This window comes from Sphingomicrobium lutaoense (assembly GCF_014195685.1).
In the GTDB taxonomy this organism is placed as follows: domain Bacteria; phylum Pseudomonadota; class Alphaproteobacteria; order Sphingomonadales; family Sphingomonadaceae; genus Sphingomicrobium; species Sphingomicrobium lutaoense.
This window is the reverse complement of sequence record NZ_JACICF010000001.1, coordinates 1144594-1168138: the sequence shown is the minus strand read 5'-3', so window position 1 is coordinate 1168138 and position 23545 is coordinate 1144594. Positions and strand designations below refer to the sequence as shown.

25 protein-coding genes are annotated in these 23545 nt (G+C 64.7%); 14 read left to right on the top strand and 11 right to left on the bottom strand.

Annotation, left to right across the window (positions count from 1 at the left end; translation table 11 throughout):
* Window positions 1-14: 14 nt before the first annotated feature.
* Window positions 15-557, top strand: a complete 543-nt coding sequence (locus tag FHS50_RS05710) for a DUF421 domain-containing protein (protein ID WP_183933385.1) — start codon at window positions 15-17, stop codon at window positions 555-557.
* Here FHS50_RS05710 and FHS50_RS05705 read toward each other — a convergent pair.
* Window positions 554-1117, bottom strand: a complete 564-nt coding sequence (locus tag FHS50_RS05705; RefSeq protein WP_183933384.1) for a helix-turn-helix domain-containing protein — start codon at window positions 1115-1117, stop codon at window positions 554-556. The genes FHS50_RS05710 and FHS50_RS05705 overlap by 4 nt on opposite strands.
* 114 nt (window positions 1118-1231) lie before the next feature.
* Here FHS50_RS05705 and FHS50_RS05700 point away from each other — a divergent pair, with 114 nt between their 5' ends.
* From FHS50_RS05700 to FHS50_RS10830, 3 genes are all read left to right on the top strand, one after another.
* On the top strand, window positions 1232-1723 hold the full coding sequence (locus tag FHS50_RS05700) for a DUF6456 domain-containing protein (protein ID WP_407696052.1): 492 nt from the start codon (window positions 1232-1234) through the stop codon (window positions 1721-1723).
* Between the two features lie 135 nt (window positions 1724-1858).
* Window positions 1859-2215 (top strand): UrcA family protein, encoded by a 357-nt coding sequence (locus FHS50_RS05695; protein WP_183933383.1) that lies wholly within the window; start codon window positions 1859-1861, stop codon window positions 2213-2215.
* A 238-nt stretch (window positions 2216-2453) separates the two neighbouring features.
* Window positions 2454-3200 (top strand): AfsR/SARP family transcriptional regulator, encoded by a 747-nt coding sequence (locus tag FHS50_RS10830; protein ID WP_183933382.1) that lies wholly within the window; start codon window positions 2454-2456, stop codon window positions 3198-3200.
* Here FHS50_RS10830 and FHS50_RS05685 read toward each other — a convergent pair.
* The 4 genes from FHS50_RS05685 to rpsF all read right to left on the bottom strand — a co-directional run bounded on the left by FHS50_RS05685 (window position 3197) and on the right by rpsF (window position 4791).
* Window positions 3197-3382, bottom strand: a complete 186-nt coding sequence (locus tag FHS50_RS05685) for a hypothetical protein (protein ID WP_183933381.1) — start codon at window positions 3380-3382, stop codon at window positions 3197-3199. The genes FHS50_RS10830 and FHS50_RS05685 overlap by 4 nt on opposite strands.
* 113 nt (window positions 3383-3495) lie before the next feature.
* Window positions 3496-4194: a 50S ribosomal protein L9 gene (rplI, locus tag FHS50_RS05680; protein ID WP_183933380.1), complete on the bottom strand. Its 699-nt coding sequence runs from the start codon at window positions 4192-4194 to the stop codon at window positions 3496-3498.
* A gap of 13 nt (window positions 4195-4207) precedes the next feature.
* Window positions 4208-4432, bottom strand: a complete 225-nt coding sequence (gene rpsR / locus FHS50_RS05675; RefSeq protein WP_183933379.1) for a 30S ribosomal protein S18 — start codon at window positions 4430-4432, stop codon at window positions 4208-4210.
* A gap of 2 nt (window positions 4433-4434) precedes the next feature.
* Window positions 4435-4791: a 30S ribosomal protein S6 gene (gene rpsF / locus FHS50_RS05670; RefSeq protein ID WP_183933378.1), complete on the bottom strand. Its 357-nt coding sequence runs from the start codon at window positions 4789-4791 to the stop codon at window positions 4435-4437.
* 160 nt (window positions 4792-4951) lie between these two features.
* Between rpsF and FHS50_RS05665 the strand changes: the two genes are divergently transcribed.
* Genes FHS50_RS05665 through fabG form a run of 4 tightly spaced genes read left to right on the top strand, consistent with a single transcriptional unit; the run spans window position 4952 to window position 8602 of the window.
* Window positions 4952-6118: an aromatic ring-hydroxylating oxygenase subunit alpha gene (locus tag FHS50_RS05665; protein ID WP_183933377.1), complete on the top strand. Its 1167-nt coding sequence runs from the start codon at window positions 4952-4954 to the stop codon at window positions 6116-6118.
* A complete protein-coding gene (locus FHS50_RS05660) occupies window positions 6115-6879 on the top strand; it encodes an SDR family oxidoreductase (RefSeq protein ID WP_183933376.1) in 765 nt (254 codons plus the stop codon). Before FHS50_RS05665 ends, FHS50_RS05660 begins: the two co-directional genes overlap by 4 nt.
* A gap of 57 nt (window positions 6880-6936) precedes the next feature.
* Window positions 6937-7860 carry an ACP S-malonyltransferase gene (gene fabD / locus FHS50_RS05655; RefSeq protein WP_183933375.1) on the top strand — a complete coding sequence of 308 codons (924 nt, stop codon included), beginning with the start codon at window positions 6937-6939 and terminating at the stop codon, window positions 7858-7860.
* Window positions 7861-7864: 4 nt separating this feature from the next.
* The gene (gene fabG / locus FHS50_RS05650) at window positions 7865-8602 is read left to right on the top strand and encodes a 3-oxoacyl-[acyl-carrier-protein] reductase (RefSeq protein WP_183933374.1); all 738 of its coding nucleotides are present in this window, start codon (window positions 7865-7867) and stop codon (window positions 8600-8602) included.
* 15 nt (window positions 8603-8617) lie between these two features.
* Here fabG and FHS50_RS05645 read toward each other — a convergent pair whose 3' ends face one another.
* Entirely contained in the window at window positions 8618-8917 is a 300-nt protein-coding gene (locus tag FHS50_RS05645) for a cold shock domain-containing protein (protein WP_183933373.1), read from the bottom strand.
* A 103-nt stretch (window positions 8918-9020) separates the two neighbouring features.
* Window positions 9021-10217 carry a glycosyltransferase family 87 protein gene (locus FHS50_RS05640; RefSeq protein ID WP_183933372.1) on the bottom strand — a complete coding sequence of 399 codons (1197 nt, stop codon included), beginning with the start codon at window positions 10215-10217 and terminating at the stop codon, window positions 9021-9023.
* Window positions 10218-10362: 145 nt separating this feature from the next.
* On the opposite strand from FHS50_RS05640, the gene dnaK reads away from it, so the two are divergent.
* The 3 genes from dnaK to FHS50_RS05625 all read left to right on the top strand — a co-directional run bounded on the left by dnaK (window position 10363) and on the right by FHS50_RS05625 (window position 14449).
* Window positions 10363-12303 carry a molecular chaperone DnaK gene (gene dnaK, locus FHS50_RS05635; RefSeq protein ID WP_183933371.1) on the top strand — a complete coding sequence of 647 codons (1941 nt, stop codon included), beginning with the start codon at window positions 10363-10365 and terminating at the stop codon, window positions 12301-12303.
* A 73-nt stretch (window positions 12304-12376) separates the two neighbouring features.
* The gene (gene dnaJ / locus FHS50_RS05630; RefSeq protein WP_183933370.1) at window positions 12377-13504 is read left to right on the top strand and encodes a molecular chaperone DnaJ; all 1128 of its coding nucleotides are present in this window, start codon (window positions 12377-12379) and stop codon (window positions 13502-13504) included.
* A 57-nt stretch (window positions 13505-13561) separates the two neighbouring features.
* Window positions 13562-14449 carry an MBL fold metallo-hydrolase gene (locus tag FHS50_RS05625; protein WP_183933369.1) on the top strand — a complete coding sequence of 296 codons (888 nt, stop codon included), beginning with the start codon at window positions 13562-13564 and terminating at the stop codon, window positions 14447-14449.
* A gap of 9 nt (window positions 14450-14458) precedes the next feature.
* On the opposite strand, the gene FHS50_RS05620 is transcribed toward FHS50_RS05625, so the two are convergent.
* The 4 genes from FHS50_RS05620 to radC form a co-directional block, all read right to left on the bottom strand.
* Complete coding sequence (locus FHS50_RS05620) at window positions 14459-17041, bottom strand: HWE histidine kinase domain-containing protein (protein WP_183933368.1); 2583 nt, start codon at window positions 17039-17041, stop codon at window positions 14459-14461.
* On the bottom strand, window positions 17038-17577 hold the full coding sequence (locus FHS50_RS05615; RefSeq protein ID WP_183933367.1) for a biliverdin-producing heme oxygenase: 540 nt from the start codon (window positions 17575-17577) through the stop codon (window positions 17038-17040). The genes FHS50_RS05620 and FHS50_RS05615 overlap by 4 nt, the downstream gene beginning before the upstream one ends.
* A complete protein-coding gene (purB, locus tag FHS50_RS05610) occupies window positions 17574-18908 on the bottom strand; it encodes an adenylosuccinate lyase (RefSeq protein WP_183933366.1) in 1335 nt (444 codons plus the stop codon). The genes FHS50_RS05615 and purB overlap by 4 nt, the downstream gene beginning before the upstream one ends.
* Before the next feature lie 62 nt (window positions 18909-18970).
* Window positions 18971-19645: a RadC family protein gene (radC, locus tag FHS50_RS05605; protein WP_183933365.1), complete on the bottom strand. Its 675-nt coding sequence runs from the start codon at window positions 19643-19645 to the stop codon at window positions 18971-18973.
* Between the two features lie 151 nt (window positions 19646-19796).
* On the opposite strand from radC, the gene FHS50_RS10825 reads away from it, so the two are divergent.
* The 3 genes from FHS50_RS10825 to FHS50_RS05590 are packed head-to-tail and all read left to right on the top strand — an operon-like array spanning window position 19797 to window position 23508.
* The gene (locus FHS50_RS10825; RefSeq protein ID WP_183933364.1) at window positions 19797-22922 is read left to right on the top strand and encodes an intermembrane phospholipid transport protein YdbH family protein; all 3126 of its coding nucleotides are present in this window, start codon (window positions 19797-19799) and stop codon (window positions 22920-22922) included.
* Window positions 22919-23143 carry a YnbE family lipoprotein gene (locus tag FHS50_RS05595; RefSeq protein ID WP_183933363.1) on the top strand — a complete coding sequence of 75 codons (225 nt, stop codon included), beginning with the start codon at window positions 22919-22921 and terminating at the stop codon, window positions 23141-23143. Before FHS50_RS10825 ends, FHS50_RS05595 begins: the two co-directional genes overlap by 4 nt.
* Window positions 23140-23508 (top strand): YdbL family probable chaperone protein, encoded by a 369-nt coding sequence (locus FHS50_RS05590; RefSeq protein ID WP_183933362.1) that lies wholly within the window; start codon window positions 23140-23142, stop codon window positions 23506-23508. Before FHS50_RS05595 ends, FHS50_RS05590 begins: the two co-directional genes overlap by 4 nt.
* Window positions 23509-23545 lie beyond the last annotated feature (37 nt).

Here is a 23545-nt window from a genome sequence, read left to right as displayed (position 1 = left end):
GTCGTTGAGCTTGCATGATCATCCCTGATCCACAGGATCTCCTGCGCGTCGCCACCTTCGGGCTCGCTTCCTACGCGCTTCTCATCTTCTTTCTCCGCCTCGGCGGCAAACGCAGCCTCGCCAAACTCAACGCCTTCGATCTGGTCGTGACCGTGGCGGTCGGCTCGGTGCTCGCGGGCATCCTCACCGGCACCAACCTCTCGCTGGGGCAGGGCATCGCTGCTTTCGTCTTCCTCCTCGCGATGCAGACGCTCGTGACTTGGCTTTCGGTGCGCTCGCACAAGTTCCAGACGATGATCCGGGCCTGTCCGCGTGTCCTCCTGCGCGACGGCGTGATCGACGAAGACGCATTGCGAGAAGAAAGGCTGACGCGCGGCGAACTGCTCCAGGTGCTGCGTTCGGGCGGCTATGGCCGGCTCGACGAGGTCGCGGCAGTGGTGCTCGAAACGAACGGCACCTTCAACACCATCCCGAAGCGCGACGGCCGCGGCGAACTCGAAACCCTGTCCAACGTCCGCGGCGCGGGCGTCAGCGACGGCGAAACCCGTTCGCGCTAGAGCGCGCGCACCAGCGTCTCCGCCGCCGCCATCCAGGGCGGATCCTTGACCACGCTTTGCCGCGCGCCGGCGCCGGGCGGAAGGATGAGCAGCTGGTCGCCCTCGCGCCCGATCAACCGCCCGAAGATGAACCGCCCCGCGGGACGGGGGACGAGCACGTCGCGGTTGAGCGCGCTGGCATAATCCTCCTGCGCAAGCTTGCGGCACCAGATGGCATCGCCCGCCCGATAATCGCCGATCCCCGCATCCACCGTAACCGCCACGATGTCGCCCGAAGGGCTGGGCGGAACCACGATCCCCGCCTTGCGCGGCGCCTGCGCTCCCGAAGGGCCCAGCGTCGCCGCCACCGCGACATCCTCGCGCTCGGGATGATCTACCAACAGGCTCGCATCGACCCCCAGCGCACCGGCAATGCGGTTGAGCCAATCCACCGACAGCGTGCGCATCCCGGTCTCGAGCCGCCCCACCGTCTGCGGCGTCGTCGGCGGCTCGCAGGCGCGTGCCACGTCATCCAGCGTCATCCCCTTCGCTTTCCTCACTTCCCTGATCCGACTGATCACCGCCCGAGCCCCTTCCGTTGAATATCTATTAACCGATTTGGTTTTTCTTCTGTCCTACAGATGCGCCAACATGGCAAGCCCCTTTCTCTAATTCGAGGGAAGGAAAGGCTGGCCATGCAAAAAGGATCGACGGTGCGGATGCTCGAGGAACGCGCAATCGAAGGTGAAACCGTCGGGGGCAGGCGCCGCGCCCGCGCGCGCAGCGTGACGGTCAACCGGCTCGAAAGCCCGCTCGGCTGGCTCCATTCGCGCGGCCATATCTCCGATCGCCAATATGATGCGGGCGAAAGGCTGCGTTCCGACTGGGAGCGAAGCCAGCTTTCGCAGCGTGTCACCATGGCCTGGGATGCCGCACCGGTCGCGCGCGGTCGCGGCGGTGCGGGCGGCGGCGTCGACCTGTCGAACAGCGCGCTCGATGCCCGTGCCCGGTTCGAAAAGGCGGTCGCTGCCGCCGGACCGGGCCTCAAGAATATCCTCTGGCGGATCGTCTGCGCGGGCGAGGGGATGCGTGAGGCCGAGACCGCGCTCGGCTGGCCCGCCCGCGCGGGCAAGCTAATACTGACCCTCGCGCTCGACCGGGTCGCCGATTTCTATCGTATCCGGTGATCGCCAACGCCTTATTGACGGCGATTTGACGCAGGCGCCACGCCCCGCCGATGGGCGTTTCACCCCTCTCTCCTAGGCGTGAAAGCGACCGGTTCTCCCCAGTTCCGGTGTTCCGCGATCAAAGGAGAGAGGGAAATGAACAAGTTGATTCCGATGCTGGGCGCCGCCGCCTTCATGGCCGTGCCTGCCGCCGCACAGGACGAGGTCACCATCTATGGCGACGAAGGCCTGCCGACTGCCGAGGTGTTTCACTATGATCTCGACCTGTCGAGTAGCGAGGATGTCTCGCTTCTGAAGTGGCGCATCAAGAGCGCGGCGCGCGATCTCTGCATCAGCGGCAATGTCGAACCGATGGGCATGAAGGCCGCCCAGCGCGTCTGCTACAACCATGCCAAGAATGACGGCCTCGGACAGCTCGACCGGCTCCAGGAAGCCCGTTTGGCCGGCAATGTCATTGCCGCCAAGGCCGCCATCGTTCTTCGCGCGCGCTGACTTCCCGCTCGCTGCGGAAGAGCGCGGCCGGGAGGCGGGTCTCCGGATCCGCCTCCCGGCTTTTCTTTGAATCCCACCGGGCTGACGATGATCGCAGGAGCATCGCGCCGCTTCGTCGAAGAAGTGCGGCCTTGGGCTCGCCGAGCCGCTATCTCTCCTTTCCTTGCCCGCTTTTCCCGCTGGATCGGCGGGCCCGAAGACAGGGAGTCACATGGGCGCATTGGTTCAAGGAAAGTCCGTGCCGTCCCGCGGCGAACGCTGGCAGGTCCACCTGATCGGCAGTTTCCGCCTCACCGATCTTCACCATCAAAGCGATGCTACGCCGGGCAGCCGGAAGGCCTGCGCGGTGCTCGCCTATCTCGCCAGCCGCCCGGGCGAAACCATCGCCCGCGAACGGCTTGCCGGGCTTCTATGGGGCGACCGTGCCGAGCCGCAGGCCCGCGCCAGCCTGCGCCAGGCGATCTTCGATATCCGCCGCGCCTCCGACCGCGAGGCCGCCCCGATCGTCGCCGACCGCTTCCACGTCCGCCTCGACCAGCACAATGTCCGGATGGGCGGGCTGCATGATGCCGAACGGGCCGACAGCGAATGGCAGCCTTTCGAGGATCTCGATGGCATCAGTCCCGAATTCGACGATTGGCTTTCCTATGAACGGATGCGCATCCGCGACATGGTCGTTGCCGCCGCGGTGCGTGAACTGCGCGGTGCGCTGTCAGCAGGACTGGGGGGACGGATGGTCGCGCTGGTGCGCCGCCTCCAGCGCCTCGAGCCTCTTAACGAGGAATTCGTCCGCTATGCGATGCTCGCGCACTATCAGGCGGGGCAAAGCGCGCAGGTCGAACGCGATTATCGCGACTATTGCGCACGGCTCGAACGCGAACTGGCGGTATCGCCCTCGGGGGCGACCCGCCAGTTGCGTGACGAATTGATGGCGGCATTGGCCCGGCAGGTGCCCGCCCACCGGGTTGAGCCCGCCCGCAGTTAGCTTTCCTTCTTATATTCCTTCTCGAGGCCCTTCTTGGGGCCACCCTGGCCGTCTTCCTGGTAATCGACGGCATCGAAATTCTCGGTGTCGAGCGCGTCGATGCGATCCTTGTTGAGAAGGGCAGGGGCTTCTTCGTTGGCGGTATCGCCCTTTTTGTCGCTCTTCTTGTCCGTGTCGGTCATGTGAAAAACTCCTTTCGCATCACCAACCGGCCAGACGCGCGCCATGTTCCGAACGAAAAAGGCCGCCCGGGATGGTCCCGGACGGCCTCTTTTCCAGTCGGCGAAAGAAGCGCTTAGGCTTCTTCCTTGCCTTCCTCGTCGCCGGTTTCGCCAGCTTCCTCGGCAGTTTCGCCTTCGGGAGCGGCTTCGACCATTTCGACTTCCTCGGCCGCCGGACCTTCGGCAGGCTCGATCTCGCCTTCCTCGGTCACGACCTGGCCGGGCTCGAGCACGGGCTCTTCGCCTTCGCTGCCGATGATGGCAGCCTGTTCTTCCTCGAACATCTGCGCGAGGATATCGACGCCCTGCGCCTGCAGTTCGGCTTCCTCGGGCGAACGGGCGACATTGGCCTTGACCGTCACCTGCACTTCGGGGTGCAGGACGATGGTCACGTCGTGCATGCCGATCGACTTGATCGGACGCACGAGCTGGACCTGGCTCTTCTCGATGGAAAAGCCCTTGTCGGCCATCCCGGCGACCATGTCGCGGGTCGAGACCGAACCGTAGAGCTGGCCGGTGTTCGAAGCCTGGCGAATCAGGATCAGCGTGGTGCCTTCCATCTTCTTGGCTTCGGCTTCGGCAGCGGTGCGCTTCTCGGCATTTTCGGCTTCGATACGCTCGCGGTTGGCTTCGAAGATGGCCTTGTTCGCGGCATTGGCGCGAAGGGCCTTCTTGTTGGGCAGGAGATAGTTGCGGGCATAGCCATTCTTGACGGTGACGACGTCACCGATGGCGCCCAGCTTCTCGACGCGTTCAAGCAGGATCACATCCATGGGTCAGTCCTCCTTACTTCACGATGTAGGGCAGGAGGCCGATGTGACGCGCGCGCTTGATCGCCTTGGCGAGTTCGCGCTGCTTCTTGGCCGAAACTGCGGTGATGCGCGACGGGACGATCTTGCCACGCTCGGAGATGAACCCTTGGAGCAGGCGGACGTCCTTATAGTCGATGACCGGCGCTTCGTTGCCCGAGAAGGGGCAGCTCTTGCGACGACGGAAAAAGGGTCGTGCCATGATTAATTCCCCCGCTTGCCGCGACGTCCGTCACGGTCGTTCTTGCGCATCATCGCCGACGGGCCTTCTTCATGGGCGTCGACCTTGATGGTCATGTAACGGACGATGTCCTCGTTGATGCGGGTTTGGCGTTCCAGCTCGGCAATCGCCTCGGCCGGAGTGTCCAGACGCATCATCACGAAGTGCGCCTTGCGGTTCTTCTGGATCTTGTAGGCGAGGCTCTTGAGGCCCCAGCTCTCGGTTTCGACTACCTTGCCGCCATTGTCGGCGATGATCTTGGAAGCGTCTTCCGTCAGCGTGTCGACCTGTGCCTGGGCAAGGTCCTGACGCGCGAGGAAGACATGCTCGTAAAACGGCATGAACATTCTCTCTTTTTGGCCGATCGCTGACGCCGCACCATGCGAAACGCCCCTCCGGCTGTCGTCTTCACTTCATGCAGAAAGTCCCCGCGGAATCGCTCCCGCGGTGATCTGCAGGCGCGCCATTGCCGGAATTGCCGAGAAATGGCAAGTCCTTGGAATGGAAAGCCTGCGCGGCAACAGGGCGATCGAGCGCGATCCGTTCGAAGATCTCAGCCTTCCCGGCTGGGTCTATCATGACGAACGCTTCTTCGAGGCGGAAAAGGCCGCTTTCCTCCGCGTCGCGCCGCAGATCGTCTGCCACGAAAGCGAGATCGCGCATCCCGGCGACTGGCGAAAGCTCGATTATCTCGGCGCCAGCATCATCGTCATGCGCGGCGACGATGGAAAGGTGCGCGCCTTTCACAATCTCTGCCGCCATCGCGGATCGCGCCTCGTCGATGACGAAGGCGGTTGCGCGCGCGTCCTGACCTGCCCCTATCATGGCTGGAGCTATGGCCGCGACGGCGCGCTGCGCGGAGTGCCCCATCGCGACGACTATCCCGATCTCGACGCGGACGGGTTGGCGTTGAAGCCCGTCGCGCTCGAAGAGTGGCACGGCTTTTTCTTCGTAACGCTCGAACCCGGCGCGCCGGGCGTTGCCGAGATGATGGCACCATACAAACAGGAGATCGCGCCCTACCGCCTTGCCGACCTGGAACCGATCGGCCGCGTCACGCTGCGCCCGCGCCGCCTCAACTGGAAGACCATCGCCGACAATTATTCGGACGGTCTGCACATCCCGGTCGGCCATCCGGGCCTCACCCGTCTTTTCGGCAAGAGCTATGCGATCGAAGCGAACGATCTTGTCGACAAGATGGAAGGCGATCTGCGCGACACGCCCTCGGCCAATCTCTCCGAACGCGCCTATCAGCATTTCCTGCCCGACACGCCGCACCTCCCGACCAGCCACCGGCGCAAATGGCTCTACTTCAAGCTGTTTCCCAACGTGGCCTTCGACATCTACCCCGACCAGGTCGATTTCATGCAGTTCCTCCCCGTCAGCGCGACCGAAACGGTGATCCGCGAAATCAGCTATGCGCTTCCCGACGAGCGGCGCGAGATGAAGGCCGCGCGCTATCTCAACTGGCGCATCAACCGGCAGGTCAATGCCGAGGACACTTTGCTCATCGAGCGCGTGCAGGCGGGCATGGAAGATGATGCCTATGAGCCGGGCCCGCTGGGGAAAAGCGAAGTCTGCCTGCGCAGTTTCGCGACCCGCCTGCGCCGCCTCCTGCCGCAGGCCCGCCTGCCGGAGCCCCCGAAACTGAAGGAGAATGGACCATGAGCAACCGCTTCGAAGGCAAGAACGTGCTGGTCACCGGGGGTACCAACGGCATCGGCCTCGCCACCGCCGCGCGGATCGCGAGCGAAGGGGGCAAGGTCGCGGTGACCGGCACCAGCGAAGCCAGCCTCGACCGCGCACGGCCGCATCTGCCCGACGATGCGCTGCTCATCGTCAACGATGCCGCCGATCCTGCCGCCGCCGGCGCGCTTGCCAGCGAGATGAAGGAACGCTTCGGCACGCTCGACGCGGTCTATCTCAATGCCGGCTATGGCGGCCAGACCCCGGTCGGCGACACCAGCGCCGAGGATTTCGACCATATGATGAACGTCAATGTCCGCGGCCCCGTTCTCCAGATGAACGAGCTCTCGCCTCTCATGAAGGATGGCGGCGCGGTGCTGATGACCAGTTCGGTCGCGCCCCACGCGGGCATGGCGGCTGGCTCGGTCTATGCCGCCACCAAGGCCAGCAACGCCTCGATGGCGCGCAACTGGGCGCGCGAACTGGCGCCGCGCGGAATCCGCGTCAACGCGGTCGCGCCCGGCCCCATCGAAACCGGCTTCTTCGACCGCTATGCCGAGGAAAGCGGGATGGGCGAGGAGGATATGGAGGGCGTCGCCGAATGGATCCTCGGCTCGGTCCCGCTCGCTCGCTGGGGCAAGCCCGACGAGGTCGCGGCGGTCGCCGCATTCCTGCTCTCCGACGAGGCCTCCTATGTCACGGGCAGCGAATATATGGTCGATGGCGGCATGACGATGCGCTGATGCCTTGCGCTCGGCTGCGCTCCGGTCTAGCTCCCCGCCCGAACTAGGGGAGCCACTATGCGTGCATTCATCTTTCCGGGTCAGGGCAGCCAGAAAGTCGGCATGGGTGTCGAACTGGTCGGTGCCAGCAGCGCCGCCCGCGACACCTTCGGCGAAGTCGACGAGGCACTGGGCCAGCATCTCTTCAAGCTGATGGCCGAAGGTCCCGCCGACGAGCTGACCATGACCGCCAACGCCCAACCCGCGATCATGGCCCATTCGATCGCCGTCCTGCGCACGATGGGCATCGACCTGGCCGACAAGGGCGATTTCGTCGCGGGCCACAGCCTCGGCGAATATTCGGCGCTGTGCGGCGCCGATACGTTCGACCTTGCCGACACCGCCCGCCTTCTTCGCATCCGCGGCAACGCGATGCAGGAAGCGGTGCCCGTGGGCATGGGCGCGATGGCCGCGCTGCTCGGCGTCGACATCGCCAAGGCAGAGGAAATCGCCGCAGCCTGCTCGGAAGGCGAAGTCTGCGAAGTCGCAAACGACAATGACCCAGGGCAGGTGGTGCTCTCGGGCCATGCCGGGGCAATCGACCGGGTGGTCGAACGGGCCAGGGAAATGGGCGCCAAGCGCGCGATCAAGCTGCCCGTTTCGGCGCCTTTCCATTGCAGCCTGATGAAGCCCGCTGCCGATCGCATGGCGGTCGCGCTTTCCGAGGCGGGAATGCGCCCGCCCTCGGCGGCGCTCTATGCCAATGTCACCGCCGAACCGGTGCGCGAAGTGGATGTCATCCGCGACAATCTGGTGCGCCAGGTCACGGGCCGCGTACGCTGGCGCGAAAGCGTCGCCGCGATGGCCGATGCGGGCGTCACCCAATTCGTCGAACTGGGCGGCAAGGTGCTCGGGCCGATGGTCAAGAAGATCGTCCCCGACGCCGAAACGGTCAGCATCGTGAGCATGGACGATATCGAAGCGTTCGCGAAGGAGCTTTAGGAAGATGTTTTCACTCGAAGGTAAGACCGCTCTCGTCACCGGCGCATCGGGCGGCCTCGGATCGGCCATCGCCAAGGCGCTTGCCAATCAGGGCGCACGCCTCGCTCTGTCGGGCTCCAATGCCGAAAAGCTCGAGAAATTCGCGAAGGAATTGGGCGGCGACCATGTCACCCTCGTCGCCAACCTGTCGGATGCCGAAGAGGTGGACGGACTCGTCCCGCGCGCCGTCGAAGCGCTCGGCAAGCTCGACATCCTCGTCAACAATGCCGGCATCACCCGCGACAATCTGGCGATGCGGATGAAGGACGAGGAATGGCAGGACGTCATCAAGGTCAATCTGGAAGCCAGCTTCCGCCTGATGCGCGCCGCGGTGAAGCCGATGATGCGCGCCCGCGGCGGCCGCATCGTCAACATCTCCTCGGTGGTCGGACAGACCGGCAATCCGGGCCAGATGAACTATGTCGCCTCCAAGGCGGGCCTCGTCGGCATGTCGAAGGCGCTCGCGCAGGAAGTCGCCAGCCGCAACATCACGGTAAATTGCGTCGCGCCGGGCTTCATGACCTCGGCGATGACCGACGCGCTCGATGACAAGCAGCGCGAAGCGATCCTTTCGAAAATCCCGATGGGTGCCATGGGCAGCGGCGAGGATATCGGCGCGGCGGTCGCCTACCTCGCTTCGGACGAGGCAGGATATGTCACCGGCCAGACGATCCACGTCAACGGCGGCATGGCCATGCCCTGATCGAGGGGGAGCGTATCAGAATCCCAGCTTGATCGAATGTTCGAGGCAACGCTGGTAATCGAACCGTTCCCGTTCCTCGGTTGACACCGGCGGATACTGCAGCACCGTGATATGCGCTGCATGTTCGCGGCCGCGATCGTCCTTGACCCGTTCGAAGGCGACCCGGTGCTTTCGAGCGAGATTTTCCAGTCCGCTGCTTTTCAGATCGTTCACCGTGACGAGCAATTCCTCGCCACCCTCGTCAGGCTTGATGATCCCGACATGGTGCTTGCTGTTGTAGGCGGTGATAAATCCATATTCGATCATGACGGCCATCTCCTTGGCTGGGGGCAATGCGCTAGGCGGAGAAAGCAACGAATTACAGCGTCTAGCTGACAGTTCGGCCTATAGCCGAAAATGATAAAAAACACAATCTGCGTTAACTTGCTGGATTATCGTTTCGTCGCATTTCGGCTCGGCGAAGCGTCATGGCGAGCGCCGCCAGGAGCGTGATCTGACCGAGCGGCAAGGACGCGGCGATGGCCAGCGGCCGGGCGAACAGGGGCGCTGCCCACAGGAGCGCGATGAAGCTCCGGTCATAGGGCAGGGCACCCTGCCGCTCGACATCGCGCCACAGGAAAAAGGTCGCGACCAGCAGTAGCACCAGGTCATAATCGAGGAGATAAGGCGTCGCGAGCAGCGATGCGATCGCCGTGCCCGCTGCGGTCAGATCGGGTCGCGCCCGTCGCGCCAGCCAGACGACCGCGACGATGGCGATGAGCGTCACGAGCGCCTGCACGCCATAGGCCAGCCAGACCGGCCCGCCGAGCATGCGCACCCCGGCGAAGGCCGACATGATCTTGAACCATCCGGTGCGCCCTTCCTCGAGGATGATCGCGCGCGTGACCGGCAGGCTGTCGACGAAGGCCTGCCAGACGGGCCATCCCCAGACAAGCAGCGTCACCGCGATGAGAAGCAGGCTCGACAGCGCCGCTCCCGCGATCGCCCGCCACGCTCCAAGAGCAAGGAGGAGAGGGGGAAGGATGAGCGCGAATTGCGGCTTGTAGACCAATGCTCCGAACAAAAGCCCCGCGACGAACGGACGACGGTCTAGCAACAGCAGTCCGCCTCCCATCAGCAGCGCGGTGAGAAAGCCGTTATGCCCATGCGCGATGCAGATGAAAGTCGCCGGAGCGGCGACGAGATAAAGCCACGCTCCACGCCTTTGGGTCGTGCGGCGCAAAAGGAGGCCAAGCCCGCCGAGCGTCATTCCCTGCCACAGGAACAATGCGGGCAGATAGGGCAGCGCCCCGATCATCAGCGCGACGAGAAGGAAGGGCGGGGGATAGTGCCACCCATAAAGATCGACCCTGTCCGAGCCATGCACCGCCTGCTGGACGAGGCCGTGCGCGGTCCAGTCCCACACTTCCGCCGCCTGTCCGTCGAGGACCATCCGGCCCGCCGCGTACAGCTGGCTGAAATCGGTGCCGAGCGGCCTGCCCATCCAGTCGATCGTGCCCCGGGCGGTCAGGAAAATGGCCAGGAGGACAAGCGCCTGCGCGGCCAGCAACAGCCAGGCGATCCGCGCCGTCCGCTCGGCTGTCAGCCATGATCCGCTGCGCAAAGCCTCGATCATTTCGTCCCCCCAACGATGGATCGACCCTAGCACGGTCCCCCGGCCTTGTCGTTCGCAAAGGGCCACCTATATCGCCCCTGAACAATGCTTGGGGCTCGCCTGTCCGGTGGGTGCCCAACAGGGGTGTAAGAGAGGGAATGGAAATATGGCCAAAGTGATTGGTATCGACCTTGGCACCACGAACAGTGCGGTTGCCGTGATGGAAGGCGGCAAGCCCAAGGTCATCGAGAATAGCGAAGGTGCGCGCACCACGCCGTCGATCGTCGCCTTCACCAAGGATGGCGAGCGTCTTGTCGGACAGCCGGCCAAGCGCCAGGCCGTCACCAATCCGGACAATACGGTTTTCGCCGTGAAGCGCCTCATCGGGCGCCGTTTCGATGACCCGATCACCAAGAAGGATACCGAGCTGGTCCCCTATGAAATCGTCAAGGGGCCCAATGGCGATGCATGGGTCAAGGCCGGCGGCGAGGAATATTCGCCCAGCCAGATTTCGGCTTTCACGCTCCAGAAGATGAAGGAAACCGCCGAGGCATATCTCGGCGAGACCGTGACCCAGGCGGTGATTACCGTGCCTGCCTATTTCAACGACGCCCAGCGCCAGGCGACCAAGGACGCGGGCAAGATCGCGGGCCTCGAAGTGCTGCGCATCATCAACGAACCGACAGCGGCCGCGCTCGCCTATGGCATGGACAAGGAAGACGGCAAGACGATCGCCGTCTACGACCTTGGCGGCGGCACCTTCGACATCTCGATCCTCGAGATCGGCGATGGCGTCTTCGAGGTGAAGTCGACCAATGGCGACACCTTCCTCGGGGGTGAGGATTTCGACGCCGCGATCGTCGAATATCTCGCCGACAAGTTCAGGGAGAAGGAGAATATCGACCTTCGCAAGGACCGCCTCGCGCTCCAGCGCCTCAAGGAAGCGGCCGAAAAGGCGAAGATCGAACTCTCCTCGGCGCAGACCACGGAGGTCAACCAGCCCTTCATCACCGCGCGCATGGAAGGCGGCAGCTCGACCCCGCTGCACCTCGTCGAACCCATTTCGCGCGCCGACCTGGAAAAGCTCGTCGGCGATCTCGTCAAGAAGACACTCGAGCCGACCAAGAAGGCGCTGAAGGACGCGGGCATCAAGGTCGACGAAGTCGATGAAGTCGTGCTCGTCGGCGGCATGACCCGCATGCCGCTGGTTCGCGAAACCGTCGAGAAATTCTTCGGCAAGAAGCCGCACACCGGCGTAAACCCCGACGAAGTCGTTGCAATGGGCGCCGCCATCCAGGCGGGCGTGCTCCAGGGCGACGTCAAGGACGTGCTGCTTCTCGACGTCACTCCGCTGTCGCTCGGCATCGAGACGCTCGGCGGGGTGTTCACCCGAATGATCGACCGCAACACGACCATCCCCACGAAGAAGTCGCAGACCTTCTCGACCGCCGAGGACAATCAGAATGCGGTGACGATCCGGGTCTTCCAGGGCGAACGCGAAATGGCGGCCGACAACAAGCTTCTCGGCCAGTTCGACCTCGTCGGCATCCCGCCCGCACAGCGCGGCGTGCCGCAGATCGAAGTCACTTTCGACATCGACGCCAACGGCATCGTCAACGTCAGTGCCAAGGACAAGGGCACCGGCAAGGAACAGCAGATCCGCATCCAGGCATCGGGCGGCCTTTCCGAGGATGACATCGAGAAGATGGTCAAGGAAGCCGAACAGTTCGCCGAGGAAGACAAGAAGCGCAAGGAAGGCGCGGAAGCCAAGAACCAGGCCGAAAGCCTCATCCACGCGACCGAAAAGCAGCTTTCCGAGCATGGCGACAAGGTTGACGAAGCGACCCGCACCGAGATCGAGAATGCGGTGAAGGAAGCCAAGGAAGCCGTCGAGGCCAATGATGTCGATGCCATGAAGACCAAGACCGAAGCGCTTGCCCAGGCGGGCATGAAGCTCGGCCAGGCCATCTATGAGCAGGAGCAGGCGGCAGGCGGCCCCGAAGCGGGCGAAAGCGCTGCCGACGATGCCTCGACCGAAGGGTCGGCGGACGACGAGGAAGTCGTCGACGCCGAATATTCGGAAGTCGATGAAGACGAAAAGGCGTAATGTGGTGAAGGCGGCGCCGGGCGATTTCGCGCCCGGCGCCGCATGCCCTTCGGGGGCGGGGGATTAGCGGGCCATGGTCCAGACCGATTATTATGAACTGCTGGGCGTGTCGCGCGATGCCGACGGCGCGACGATCAAGAGCGCCTATCGGCGGCTGGCGAAGCAATATCATCCCGACCGCCACGGCGGCTGCAAGGAAAACGAGGCCAAGTTCAAGGCCGTCAATGAGGCCTATGACTGCCTGAAGGACCCGCAGAAGCGCGCGGCCTACGACCGTTTTGGCAAGGCGGCCTTCGAAAATGGCGGCCCCGGCCACGATCCCTTCGGCGGAGGAAATCCCGACTTTTCCGACATTTTCTCGTCGATCTTCGGCGATTTCATGGATGGTCAGCGCGGCGGGCGCGGGCGCGGCGGCAATGTCGGCCGCGGTTCGGACCTGCGCTACGATCTCGACCTCACGCTCGAAGAGGCCTTCGCAGGCAGCGAGAAGACCATCACCGTCAATGCGCTCGCGACCTGCGAGCCGTGCGAAGGCAATGGCTCGCGCGGTTCCTCGGTGCCCCAGACGTGCCAGAGCTGCGGCGGCGCGGGTCGCGTGCGCGCGCAGCAAGGCTTCTTCCTCGTCGAACGCACCTGCGCGACTTGCCAGGGCTCGGGCCAGACGGTCTCCGATCCCTGTCCCGCCTGCGACGGCGAGGGCCGCTCGCTCAAGAAGCGCAAGATCAACGTCAACATTCCAGCGGGCGTCGACGAGGGCACCCGCATCCGCGTCGCGGGCGAAGGTGAAGCGGGCGTGCGCGGCTCGCCCAGCGGCGACCTTTATCTCTTCATCCACATGAAGCGGCACCCGATCTTCCACCGCGACGGCACCACGCTGATCGCCGAATGCCCGGTCAGCTTCACCACCGCGGCGCTGGGCGGAGAGATCAGCGTGCCGGGCGTCGATGGCGAGAAGATCGAAATCAGGATTCCCGCCGGAACCCAGTCGGGCGAGACGATCCGCCGCCGCGGCGCGGGGATGAGCGTCCTGCAGGGACGCGGGCGCGGCGACATGGTCGCCCGCATCCTCGTCGAGACCCCGACCAAGCTGTCGAAGGAGCAGAAGGACCTTCTCTGCCAGTTCCGCGAGACCGAGACGGGCGACGAATGCCCGCAGGCGAAGAGCTTCTTCAGCCGCATCGCGGGCCTCTTCGACAAATAGGGAACAGGCCGCGTTCCGACATCGTTACGCTCCTGTAAAAAACAGGGGACTTCGATCATGCGTCATATCGCTCCGGCTCTCGCCGCTCTTGCCATGCTGTCCGCGCCCGCCGGGGCGCAGGACCGTTTCGCCGACAGGGTTATCGAGGTGCGCGAAGTCGCGCCCGGCGTCGCGGTGATGTTCGGGCAGGGCGGCAATATCGGGGTCAGCCATGGCGAGGATGGCGTGGTGCTCATCGACGACCAGTTCGCGGGCCTCACCGACAAGATCCTCGCCGCGGTGGACGACCTCGGCCATGGCCCGGTGCGCTTCGTCCTCAACACCCATTATCATGGCGATCACACCGGCGGGAACGAGAATCTCGGCAAGGCGGGTGCGATCATCATGGCGCACCACAATGTCCGCGCGCGCCTCGCCGAAGCACTGGAAGAAGGCGAGGGGACGGGCGGCCTACCGGTGCTCACCTTCGCCTCGGGGGTCAATCTCCACTGGAATGGCGAGGAAATCCACATCTTCCACGTCCACCATGCCCATACCGACGGCGACAGCATCGTTGGTTTCCGAAACGCCAATGTCGTCCACATGGGCGACACTTTCTTCAACAAGGTCACCTGGCCCTATATCGACTTGACCGCGGGCGGATCGATCGACGGCCTCATCGCCACCGCCAAGCGCGTCCTCGACCATAGCGATGCCGAAACCGTGATTATCCCGGGCCACGGCCCGCTCGCCGACCGCGCCGATCTTGCCGCCTATCACGACATGCTCGTCGCGCTGCGCGACCGGGTGCAGCAGGGCGTGGACAATGGCGAGACGCTCGATGAGTTGCAGGCGCGCAATCTCACCGCCGGATACGAAGTGGGCGAAGGCTTTATCACCGGCCCCAAGTTCATCGAGGCGGTCTACAAAAGCCTCACCGGAAGCACCGACTACAAGCCGCGCTGAGGATCAGCCTTAGCGAAGGAATTCCTTCAACCGCCGGCTCATCGATTCGAGCGTATAGGGTTTCTGCATCACGGTCCGGCCGGCATGCTTCTCGGGCATCTTGGCCTGCGCGCCATATCCGGTGGCAAAGAGGAAGGGCACGCCCTTCTTCTCGAGTACGTCGGCAATGGCAAAGCTGAAGCGGTCGCCAAGGTTGATGTCGAGCAAGGCGAAGCTCGGAAGCTTGCGGTCGATCGCCGCAAGCGCGCCATCGACCGTCGCCTCGGTCACCACGCTGCGCGCGCCCAGCCGCTCGAGAATGTCCTCGGCATCGAGCGCGATGATGAGGCTGTCCTCGACCAGCAGCACGTCCTTTCCGTTGAGCAAGGTCGAATCCACCGGCTCCTTCGGCGCGCCTGGCCGCGAGGAGGTCATCGGCGGCAGCGGCGCATCCCGTTCGGCTTCGGTCGGGATCGAGACATGGTGCGCGGGAATGACGAAATGCGCCTGCAATCCATCTTGGTGATAGTTGAGCGCGGCCTTCCCGCCGAGGTCGTAGGGAACGCTATGCCCGATGATGGTGGTGCCGAACCCCTTGCGCTTGGGCGGGGTAACCTTGGGCCCGTCCTTCTCGATCCAGTCGATAAGAAGATTGCCCTCATCGTCGCGCTGCCAGCTGATATCGACACGGCCCTTGGTCGACAGGCTGCCATATTTGGCGCTGTTGGTGACCAGTTCGTGGATGACCAGCGCCATGGTCGAATAGGCCTGCGGCTTCAGAAGGACCGGTTCGCCATGCACATCAACCTGGTCTTTCTGCTTGTCGAGAAAGGCCGCGATCTCGGCATCGATCAGCTGGCGGAAGCGCGCCGGACCCCAGACCTCGTCGGTGATCTGGTTGTGCGCGCGCGCCAGCGCATGGACGCGCCCGTCGATCAGCGAAACGAACTCCTCGACGCTGGTACCCTTCTCGGGCTTCGACTGGCGGATGAGCCCGCGGATGAGCGACAGGATATTGCGCACGCGGTGATTGAGTTCGGCGATCAGCACTTCCTGCCGGTCCGAAGCCGCCTTGCGCTCCTGATTGGCTTCGTCCGACATGCGCAGCACCACTTCGATCAGCGTGGCGCGAAGGGTGTCGGCGACCCGCAATTCGCTATCGGTCCAAGGTATGCTGCGCCCCTCGACCAGCTGCTTCCATTCGGCAAAGCTTTCGCGCGGCGTCAAGCGCGCGCCGTTGGGGCCATATTCGATCGGTTTTTCGGGATTGCCTGCCCAGCGCATCGAGCGCACACGCTCGCCCCGGAACAGCACGACATAATCGCGCGGCACCCGGCTGATCGGGATCGACAAGAGCCCGCTCGCCGCCATGCTCTCCTCCCTGGCCGAAGGCAGGATCGAAGCGATATGGTCGGTTGCGAAAACCTCGCCCGCGGCAGTCGTATTCAAGGTGCGGATGATCCGCGCGAACTGCTCGGTATCGGGGGTCTGGCCCGAAAAGGCATAGCTGCCGTTGATCCATACACCCACGCCGTCGGCGGGAATGGCATCGGTGATGATGTCGGCGAGCCAGTCAGGATCCTTGAGCATTCCCTCGTCGGAGGCCACGGCGCCCAACAGCCGGTCGGAGACGTCGCGCGCGCGCCGTTCGTAGGCGGCGATTTCCTTGCGTTCGCGGGTCTCGATCCGCATCGCGAACAATTGGGCGAACAGTTCGGCCACCGACCGCCGCTCGAAGCTCGGGCAGCGCGGCGTATAATGGTGGCAGGCAATCAGCCCCCACAATTCCCCCTCGACCACGATCGAAATCGACATGGAGGAGGAGACCCCCATGTTCCGCAGATATTCGATATGAATGGGCGAGACCGCGCGCAGCACCGACAGCGACAGGTCGAGCGGCTTGCCGCCCGGTCCCTGTTCGGGAAGGATCGGCACCGGCTCGGCATCGATGTCGGTGATCACCCGCAGGAGCGAGCGCAAGTAGAGTGCACGCGCCTGCTTGGGAATGTCCGAAGGCGGATAATGGAGGCCAAGAAAGCTGCCGATCCCGTTTCGCGCCGCTTCGGCGACCACTTCGCCCGATCCGTCCTCGTCGAAGCGATAGACCATCACCCGGTCGAAGCCGGTGAGGGCGCGGATCTGCCGTGCGCCTTCGCGGAAAAAGGCATCCATGTCCTCGGCATCGTCGAGCCGCACCATCATCGACCGTACGGTGCCGGTGGCGTCGCCATAATCCTTCTCGCTCGACGGCTCGCCCTCGACGATGATCTGCCCGTCGGACATGTGGATGGCGACATCGAACCTTTGTTCGCTCGCTTCGGAAAGCTGCTTGTTGAACAGCCGTTCGATTGCATTCTCGCTGCGCAGCAGGGCCAGCCGGTTGCGAAGGCTGTGGATCGCATCGCCGCTGAGGATCTGGCTTGCAGGACTGCCGATCAAATCATCGGGGCTGGTGTCGAAGAATTCGCCGATATTGGCCGAACAGCGGGCAACCATCCAGTCCGTGGACAGCGCCAGCAGAAAGCCCACCGGCTGGATCGCGCCCAGCAGGTGAATGGGCTCGCGATCGCAATTGGTCAGATCGACCGTACCGAACTCTTCCGCCTTGTTCATTCGTCCCCGCTTGCGCAAACCCGGGCCGCATCGAAAAACGCCCCGAAAGTCGCGCGCGCCGCATCGACTGCCAGGTCCATTCGTCCCGATGGATAGAGATTGTCCTCGAGAATCGCAACGAATTCGCCCCAGCGCATGGGAGAGCGGTGTGAAAGGAACCGGGCGGGAAAGCCCGCGCCCACCGCCGGACCGAGCAGCTTGCCGCCCAGCCGCGACCCTTCGAGCACATAGGCCGCTCCCAGAAGCGCGGCATCGCCGTCAAGTTCGGGCGCGGGCACGGGCGAGGGCAACGCCATGCCCATTTCCCGCACGTCCTCGACCAGGAGATGTCCGCGCCGCATCTCTTCCCAGCAGGGAAGGAGCCGCCCGATCCCGCTTCGGGTCAACGCCTGCTCGACAGGCAGATAAGCGGCGGCATGCGCGCTCAGGAAAGCGGCATAACCCCCTTTCGAGGACAGGTCGTAGCGGGAAAAATGCGCGTCGAGCCGCTCATGGGCCGACCGCGTCGCGGACTTGAGGGCTGCGCGCGCGCTCAATCCGCCGTCGCCCCTTCGCCGAACACCCGCTCGAAGATCGTGTCGACCCGGCGAAGGTGATAGTCGAGGTCGAAACTTTCCTCGAGCTTTTCGGGCGCGATGCGCTCGGTCACGTCGCGATCGGCCTTGAGCAGGTCAAGCAGTTGCAGCTCGCCATCCGACTGCCACACCTTCATCGCGTTTCGCTGGACGATCGCATAGGCATCCTCGCGGCTCAGCCCCGCCTGCGTCAGCGCCAGCAGCACCCGCTGAGAATGGATGAGCCCGCCCATGCGGTCCATATTCTTCATCATCCGCTCGGGGTAGACGAGCAGTTTGTCCATCACCCCGGTCAGCCGCGCGAGCGCGAAATCCAGCGTGATGGTGGCATCGGGACCGATGAAACGCTCGACCGAGGAATGCGAGATGTCCCGCTCGTGCCAAAGTGCGACATTCTCCATCGCGGGCACCACGGCGGAGCGTACCATGCGCGCCAGCCCGGTGAGATTTTCGGTGAGGATGGGATTGCGCTTGTGCGGCATCGCCGAGGAGCCCTTCTGCCCCTTGGAGAAATATTCCTCGGCCTCGAGCACTTCGGTGCGCTGGAGATGGCGAACCTCGACCGCAAGCCGCTCGATCGACGAGGCGATCACGCCCAGCGTGGCGAAGAAGGCGGCGTGGCGGTCGCGCGGAATGACCTGCGTCGAGGTCGGCTCGGGGGTCAGTCCCAATTCCTTCGCGACATGCTCCTCGACCCGCGGGTCGACATTGGCAAAGGTGCCGACCGCGCCCGAAATCGCGCAGGTGGCGATTTCCTCGCGCGCCGCCTTGAGGCGGGAAAGGTTGCGGTCGAACTCGGCATAGGCCTGCGCCATCTTCAGCCCGAAGGTCACCGGCTCGGCATGGATGCCATGGCTGCGCCCGATCGTCGGGGTTAGCTTGTGCTCGAACGCCCGCCGCTTGAGCACCTCGAGCAATTGTTCGAGATCGGCGATGAGGATGTCGGCGGCCTGCGTCAGCTGCACCGCAAGGCTGGTGTCGAGAACGTCCGAAGAGGTCATCCCCTGGTGCAGCCAGCGCCGCTCGGGACCCAGCTTTTCGCCCGCCCAGGTCAGGAAGGCGATGACGTCATGCTTGGTGACCTTCTCGATCTCGTCGATCGCCTCGACATCGATCTCGCCGATTGCATTGTCGTCATAGGCCTTGCGGATCGTCGCCGCGTCCTCGGCGGGGATCATCCCGATTTTCCCCATCGCCTCGGCGGCGAAAACCTCGATCTGCCACCAGATGAAAAAGCGGTTCTTGGCCTCCCAGATGGCGGTCATCTCGGGGCGGGCGTAGCGGGGGACCATGCGAATCCTCGTTCTGGCTGTGGGTTCGCCGCGCGCCTAGCAGCGCCAGCCTCCGCTTACAATCAGATCAGCCCCTCGGCGCGCAGCGACACGCGCCCGCCGCCCGCGACGATGACATGGTCATGCACCGCGATCTTCATGTGCCGCGCCGCGTCGGTCAGCTCTCGGGTGAGGCAGATATCCTGCGGGCTGGGCTGGGGATCGCCCGACGGATGGTTGTGGACGAGGATGAGGCCGGTCGCGCCCAAGGCAATCGCGCGGGCAATGATCTCGCGCACATGGACCGAACTTTCATCGACCGAGCCGGTCCACATCGCCTCGTTGGCGATGAGCATGTTCTTGGCGTTGAGAAAGAGGACGCGCACTTCCTCGGTCGCGCGGTGCGCCATGGTCGCCTGCAGATAATCGCCCAGTGCATCGAAATTGGTAAGGAGCGGCCGCCCCTCGATTTTGGTCTCGAGCAGCCGCCGCGCGCTCGCTTCGGCGATCTTGAGCGTGCCGATCACCCCCTCGGACAGTCCCTCGCGGCGAAGCGTGTCGGCATCGGCGCCCAGGAGGCGCCCGATATCCCCGAACTTGGCCAGCAGTTCCTTGGCGAGCCCCTTGGTATCGCGCCGCGGAATCGCGAGCGCGAGGAGATATTCGACGAGTTCATGGTCGTGGAGAGCCTTTTCGCCCCCCTCGAACAGACGCATACGCAATCGGGCGCGATGCCCCTTGTTGGGGTTGTCAGCCATTTCGATTGCTTAGGGACGGGACGGGTGCCAATCAAGTTCGCTTCGGGAACGGAACGGACAGGCGGGATTTAAGCCTTTTGTGAGTGACGAGGGTGAAATCCAGCCGCGCCGGCGCGGCCGCAAAAGGCGCGCCGCCAAACGAACGGCGGTCGTGCTCCTACTCGTCATGCTCATTGCCGCGCTCGTCGCCTGGACCCAGCGCCGCCCGATCGTCGACGATCTCATCGCCGACCAGCTCGCCAACAAGGACGTTCCCGCCAGCTACGATCTCGAACGGGTGGGCCTGCGCACCCAGCGCATCCGCAACCTCCGGCTCGGCGATCCCGCCGATCCCGACCTCGTTGCCGATTTCGTCGAACTGAAGACCCGCATCAGCCTGTTCGGCGAAGTCAGCGTCTATCGCGTCAAGGCCCGCGGCGTGCGCGCCCGCGCACGGCTGCTCGAGGATGGCACGCTCACTTTCGGCGCGATCGACCGCTTGCTGCCCGAACCCAGCGGCAAGCCCTTCACCCTCCCGGACCTCTCGGTCGATCTTGCCGATTCGCGCCTCGCGCTCATCACACCTTACGGTCCGGTGGGCATCGCCGCGCACGGCGTCGGCAATTTGAGCGGCGGCTTCAAGGGCAAGCTCGCCGCCTCGGCGCCCGACATGGAATTCGGCGCCTGCGAAAGCGACGGTGCCCGCGCGCTTCTCGACGTCGCGATCGCGGCGCGCCGGATCAGCCTGGATGGCCCCGTGCGCGCCGCGCAACTGGCCTGCGGCAAGGCCTTCTCGCTCGCCGCGCCCATCGTCGAACTCGACGCCACGGTCAGCGAAGGCTTCGACCGCTTCTACGATTCGCGTGCGCTTCTCTCGGCACGGCGCCTTGCTACAGGCGGCATCGCGGCAGGGGACGTGCGCGCCCGGCTGACTGCCGAAGGCCCGCTCGATGAACTCAAGGGCCAGTATCGCCTGCGCGGCCAGGCCAGCCGCGAGGATCTCGCCACGGTCCGGCGCCTGACCTCCTCGGGCGCATGGCGCGCCAATCTGAAAAAGGGCACCTATCTGTTCGAAGGACGCGCCGCCGCAAGCGACGCCGCGGTCGATGCCGCGCTGCTCGGCAATATGGTCGATGCGGTGAGCGGTCTTCGCAAAACCCCGCTCGAACCCATCGGCGCCAAGCTCGCCCGCGCCCTTCAGCGCAATCTCGCGGGCTTCGACGCCGATCTCGCTTTCCGCGTCGAGCAGGGCGAGGATGCCTTCAACGCAAGGCTCACGCGCTTCGAGGCGCGCGCCGACGCGGGCGCCCGCCTCGCGCTCGACGGCATCGCGATGTGGGACGGGCGCGCGCTGCGCATGACCGGACCGCTGCGCCTCTCGGGGGGCGATCTTCCCCAGATGCGCCTCATCCTCGATGACCCGCCGGGCCCCGATGGTCCCAGCGGCATCCTCGAAACCGCGCCCTACACCGCGGGCAATGCCAGCATCGACCTCGACCGGCTGCGTTTCCGCCAGCAGGCATCGGGAACGATCCTCTTCAATGGGCGGGCCCGCCTGTCCGGCCCCTTCTCGGGCGGGCGTATCGAAGGTGTCGAACTGCCGCTCGCCGGACGCATCGCCCCCGACGGCAGCTTCCGCATTGCCGAGGGCTGCACCCCGGTCGCCTTCCGCAGCCTGCGCGCCAGCGGCTTGCGCCTGGGGCCGGGCCGGATGTCGCTCTGCGCGAAGAACGGCGCAATCGTGCGTGGCAGCGGTCGCGGAGTCGATATCGGCTTCACCAGCGGCAATATCCGCCTCCGCGGCCAGCTGGGGGGCAATCCCTTTGCGCTCGATGCCGAGCGGGGCGAACTGGTCGGCGGCGAATATTTCCGCTTGGCCAATGTCAATGCGGTGATGGGAAGCGCGACCAGCCCCGTCCGCCTGACGGGCGAGGAAGTGAAAGGCACCTTCGACGGCCCCGGCGTCAATGGCACCATCGCGGGCGGCACCGCGATCATCGGCGACGTGCCGCTCGAATTGAGCGAGATCCTCGGCATCTGGCAGGTGATCGACGGCGAACTGTCGATTGTCGGCGACCTCACGGTCAGCGACCGTGCCGAGGAAGTGCGTTTCTACCCGCTCATCAGCGAGGATGTTGTCTTCACCCTCATCGACGACCAGATCGAGGCGACGGGGAGCCTGCTGCATCCCTATAGCGGGCGGCACATCATGGATGTCGCCATCCACCATTCGCTCGACACCGGCCTCGGCGAAGCCGATTTGAAGGTGCCGGGCATCCGTTTCGACGAAGGGCTCCAGCCCGAGGAACTCACGCCGCTCACGCAGGGCGTGATCGCGCTCGTCACCGCCGATGTCGAAGGCGTGGGGCGCATCGCCTGGGGCGGCCCCGAAGTCGTCTCGACCGGTACCTTCGACATAAGTGATGCCGATTTCGCGGCCAGCTTCGGCCCGGTCGAAGGGCTCGACACGCGGATCGTGTTCACCGATCTCCTCAATCTCGTCACCGGCCCCGGCCAGCGCCTCACCGTCGATCTCGTCAACCCCGGTATTCCCGTCAATGACGGGGTGGTCACCTACCAGCTTCTCCCGGGCCAGTTGGTGAAGGTGGAGCGCGGGCTCTGGCCCTTCATGGGCGGCCAGCTCATCCTGCGCGAAACCATCCTCAACTTCGGCGCGCCCGCCGACAAGCGGCTGACCTTCGAACTCATCGCCTTCGACAGCGCCTTGTTCGTCGAACGGCTCGAATTCGACAATACGGTCAGGATGACCGGCATCTTCGACGGCGTCATTCCGACCATCTTCGACGAGGATGGCGGGCGGCTGGTCGGCGGGCGCCTCGATGCGCGCGAAGGCGGCGGCACGATCGAATATGTCGGATCGCTCGGCAAGCTGAGCCTCGGCCCGCGCCTTGCCGCCAGCGTGCTGCGCTCGATCGCCTATGAAAAGATGATCGTCCGCCTCGACGGCGATCTCGATGGCGAATTCGCAACCCGCATGGACATCGACGGGGTGCGGCTGGGCGAAACCACGGCCGCGCGCATCGTTCGCCAGGTCAGCAACATCCCGGTCAATCTCAACGTCACGATCAGCGGTCCCTTCCGCGCGCTCATCGCCACCATGCGCAGCTTCGATGATCCCAAGCCGCTCATCGCCGACGTGCTGCCCGGGCCGCTCGAGAATATTCCGGATGCGCTCATCGAGACCCGCCGTCTGCGGCACGAAAAGGATAGCGAACCCGCGCCCGATCGCGCCGAAGACCAACCATTGCCCGACGTCCGTAAGGAGGACATGCCATGAAGAAACACCTATTGCTGGCAGGCCCTGCGCTTGCCCTGGGAGGCTGCATCACCGTCGATCCCCCCGACAAGCCGATCGACATCAATCTGAATGTCCGCGTCGAACAGGAAGTGCTCGTGCGTCTCGACCGCGAGGTCGATACGCTCATCACCGATAATCCCGACGCCTTCCCGACCGCGCCCGAGCAGGTACCCGACGAACCGCGGGAGACGCCCGAGTGATCGGCGCTCTCTTCCTCCTTGCCGCCCAGTCCGCCACGCCCGCCGGGCTGGTCGGGGAAGCGATCGCCAAGGGCCAGGTGGGCGAGCGCTATGACGGCTATCTCGATTTCGTCGCCACGCCCGAGGATGCGCTGCGCCGTGCGGTGCGCGACATCAACATCCGTCGCCGCCTGCTCTACGGCCAGCTTGCCGAGCGCCGCTCGGTCGCTCCGCGCGAAGTCGGGATTACCGCGGGATGCAACCTCATGGCGCGCACGCCCGAAAAAGGCTGGTACCAGCTTCCCGAAGGCTGGCAGCGCCGCGCTCCCGGCCAGCCTGTCGCATTGCCCGACTATTGCGGCGCGGTGGCGGGCGGAGCGCGCTAGGCGCCCGCACTCGGCCTTGCGGTGCGGCATGACGGTG

Bases quoted from the DNA above. Each gene is read 5' to 3' on its own strand.
- FHS50_RS05710 (WP_183933385.1), top strand. From the start codon at position 15: ATGATCATCCCTGATCCACAGGATCTCCTGCGCGTCGCCACCTTCGGG.
- FHS50_RS05700 (WP_407696052.1), top strand. From the start codon at position 1,232: ATGCAAAAAGGATCGACGGTGCGGATGCTCGAGGAACGCGCAATCGAA.
- FHS50_RS05695 (WP_183933383.1), top strand. From the start codon at position 1,859: ATGAACAAGTTGATTCCGATGCTGGGCGCCGCCGCCTTCATGGCCGTG.
- FHS50_RS05685 (WP_183933381.1), bottom strand. From the start codon at position 3,382: ATGACCGACACGGACAAGAAGAGCGACAAAAAGGGCGATACCGCCAAC.
- rplI (WP_183933380.1), bottom strand. From the start codon at position 4,194: ATGGATGTGATCCTGCTTGAACGCGTCGAGAAGCTGGGCGCCATCGGT.
- rpsR (WP_183933379.1), bottom strand. From the start codon at position 4,432: ATGGCACGACCCTTTTTCCGTCGTCGCAAGAGCTGCCCCTTCTCGGGC.
- rpsF (WP_183933378.1), bottom strand. From the start codon at position 4,791: ATGCCGTTTTACGAGCATGTCTTCCTCGCGCGTCAGGACCTTGCCCAG.
- FHS50_RS05665 (WP_183933377.1), top strand. From the start codon at position 4,952: ATGGAAAGCCTGCGCGGCAACAGGGCGATCGAGCGCGATCCGTTCGAA.
- FHS50_RS05660 (WP_183933376.1), top strand. From the start codon at position 6,115: ATGAGCAACCGCTTCGAAGGCAAGAACGTGCTGGTCACCGGGGGTACC.
- fabD (WP_183933375.1), top strand. From the start codon at position 6,937: ATGCGTGCATTCATCTTTCCGGGTCAGGGCAGCCAGAAAGTCGGCATG.
- fabG (WP_183933374.1), top strand. From the start codon at position 7,865: ATGTTTTCACTCGAAGGTAAGACCGCTCTCGTCACCGGCGCATCGGGC.
- FHS50_RS05645 (WP_183933373.1), bottom strand. From the start codon at position 8,917: ATGGCCGTCATGATCGAATATGGATTTATCACCGCCTACAACAGCAAG.
- FHS50_RS05640 (WP_183933372.1), bottom strand. From the start codon at position 10,217: ATGATCGAGGCTTTGCGCAGCGGATCATGGCTGACAGCCGAGCGGACG.
- dnaK (WP_183933371.1), top strand. From the start codon at position 10,363: ATGGCCAAAGTGATTGGTATCGACCTTGGCACCACGAACAGTGCGGTT.
- dnaJ (WP_183933370.1), top strand. From the start codon at position 12,377: ATGGTCCAGACCGATTATTATGAACTGCTGGGCGTGTCGCGCGATGCC.
- FHS50_RS05625 (WP_183933369.1), top strand. From the start codon at position 13,562: ATGCGTCATATCGCTCCGGCTCTCGCCGCTCTTGCCATGCTGTCCGCG.
- FHS50_RS05620 (WP_183933368.1), bottom strand. From the start codon at position 17,041: ATGAACAAGGCGGAAGAGTTCGGTACGGTCGATCTGACCAATTGCGAT.
- purB (WP_183933366.1), bottom strand. From the start codon at position 18,908: ATGGTCCCCCGCTACGCCCGCCCCGAGATGACCGCCATCTGGGAGGCC.
- radC (WP_183933365.1), bottom strand. From the start codon at position 19,645: ATGGCTGACAACCCCAACAAGGGGCATCGCGCCCGATTGCGTATGCGT.
- FHS50_RS05595 (WP_183933363.1), top strand. From the start codon at position 22,919: ATGAAGAAACACCTATTGCTGGCAGGCCCTGCGCTTGCCCTGGGAGGC.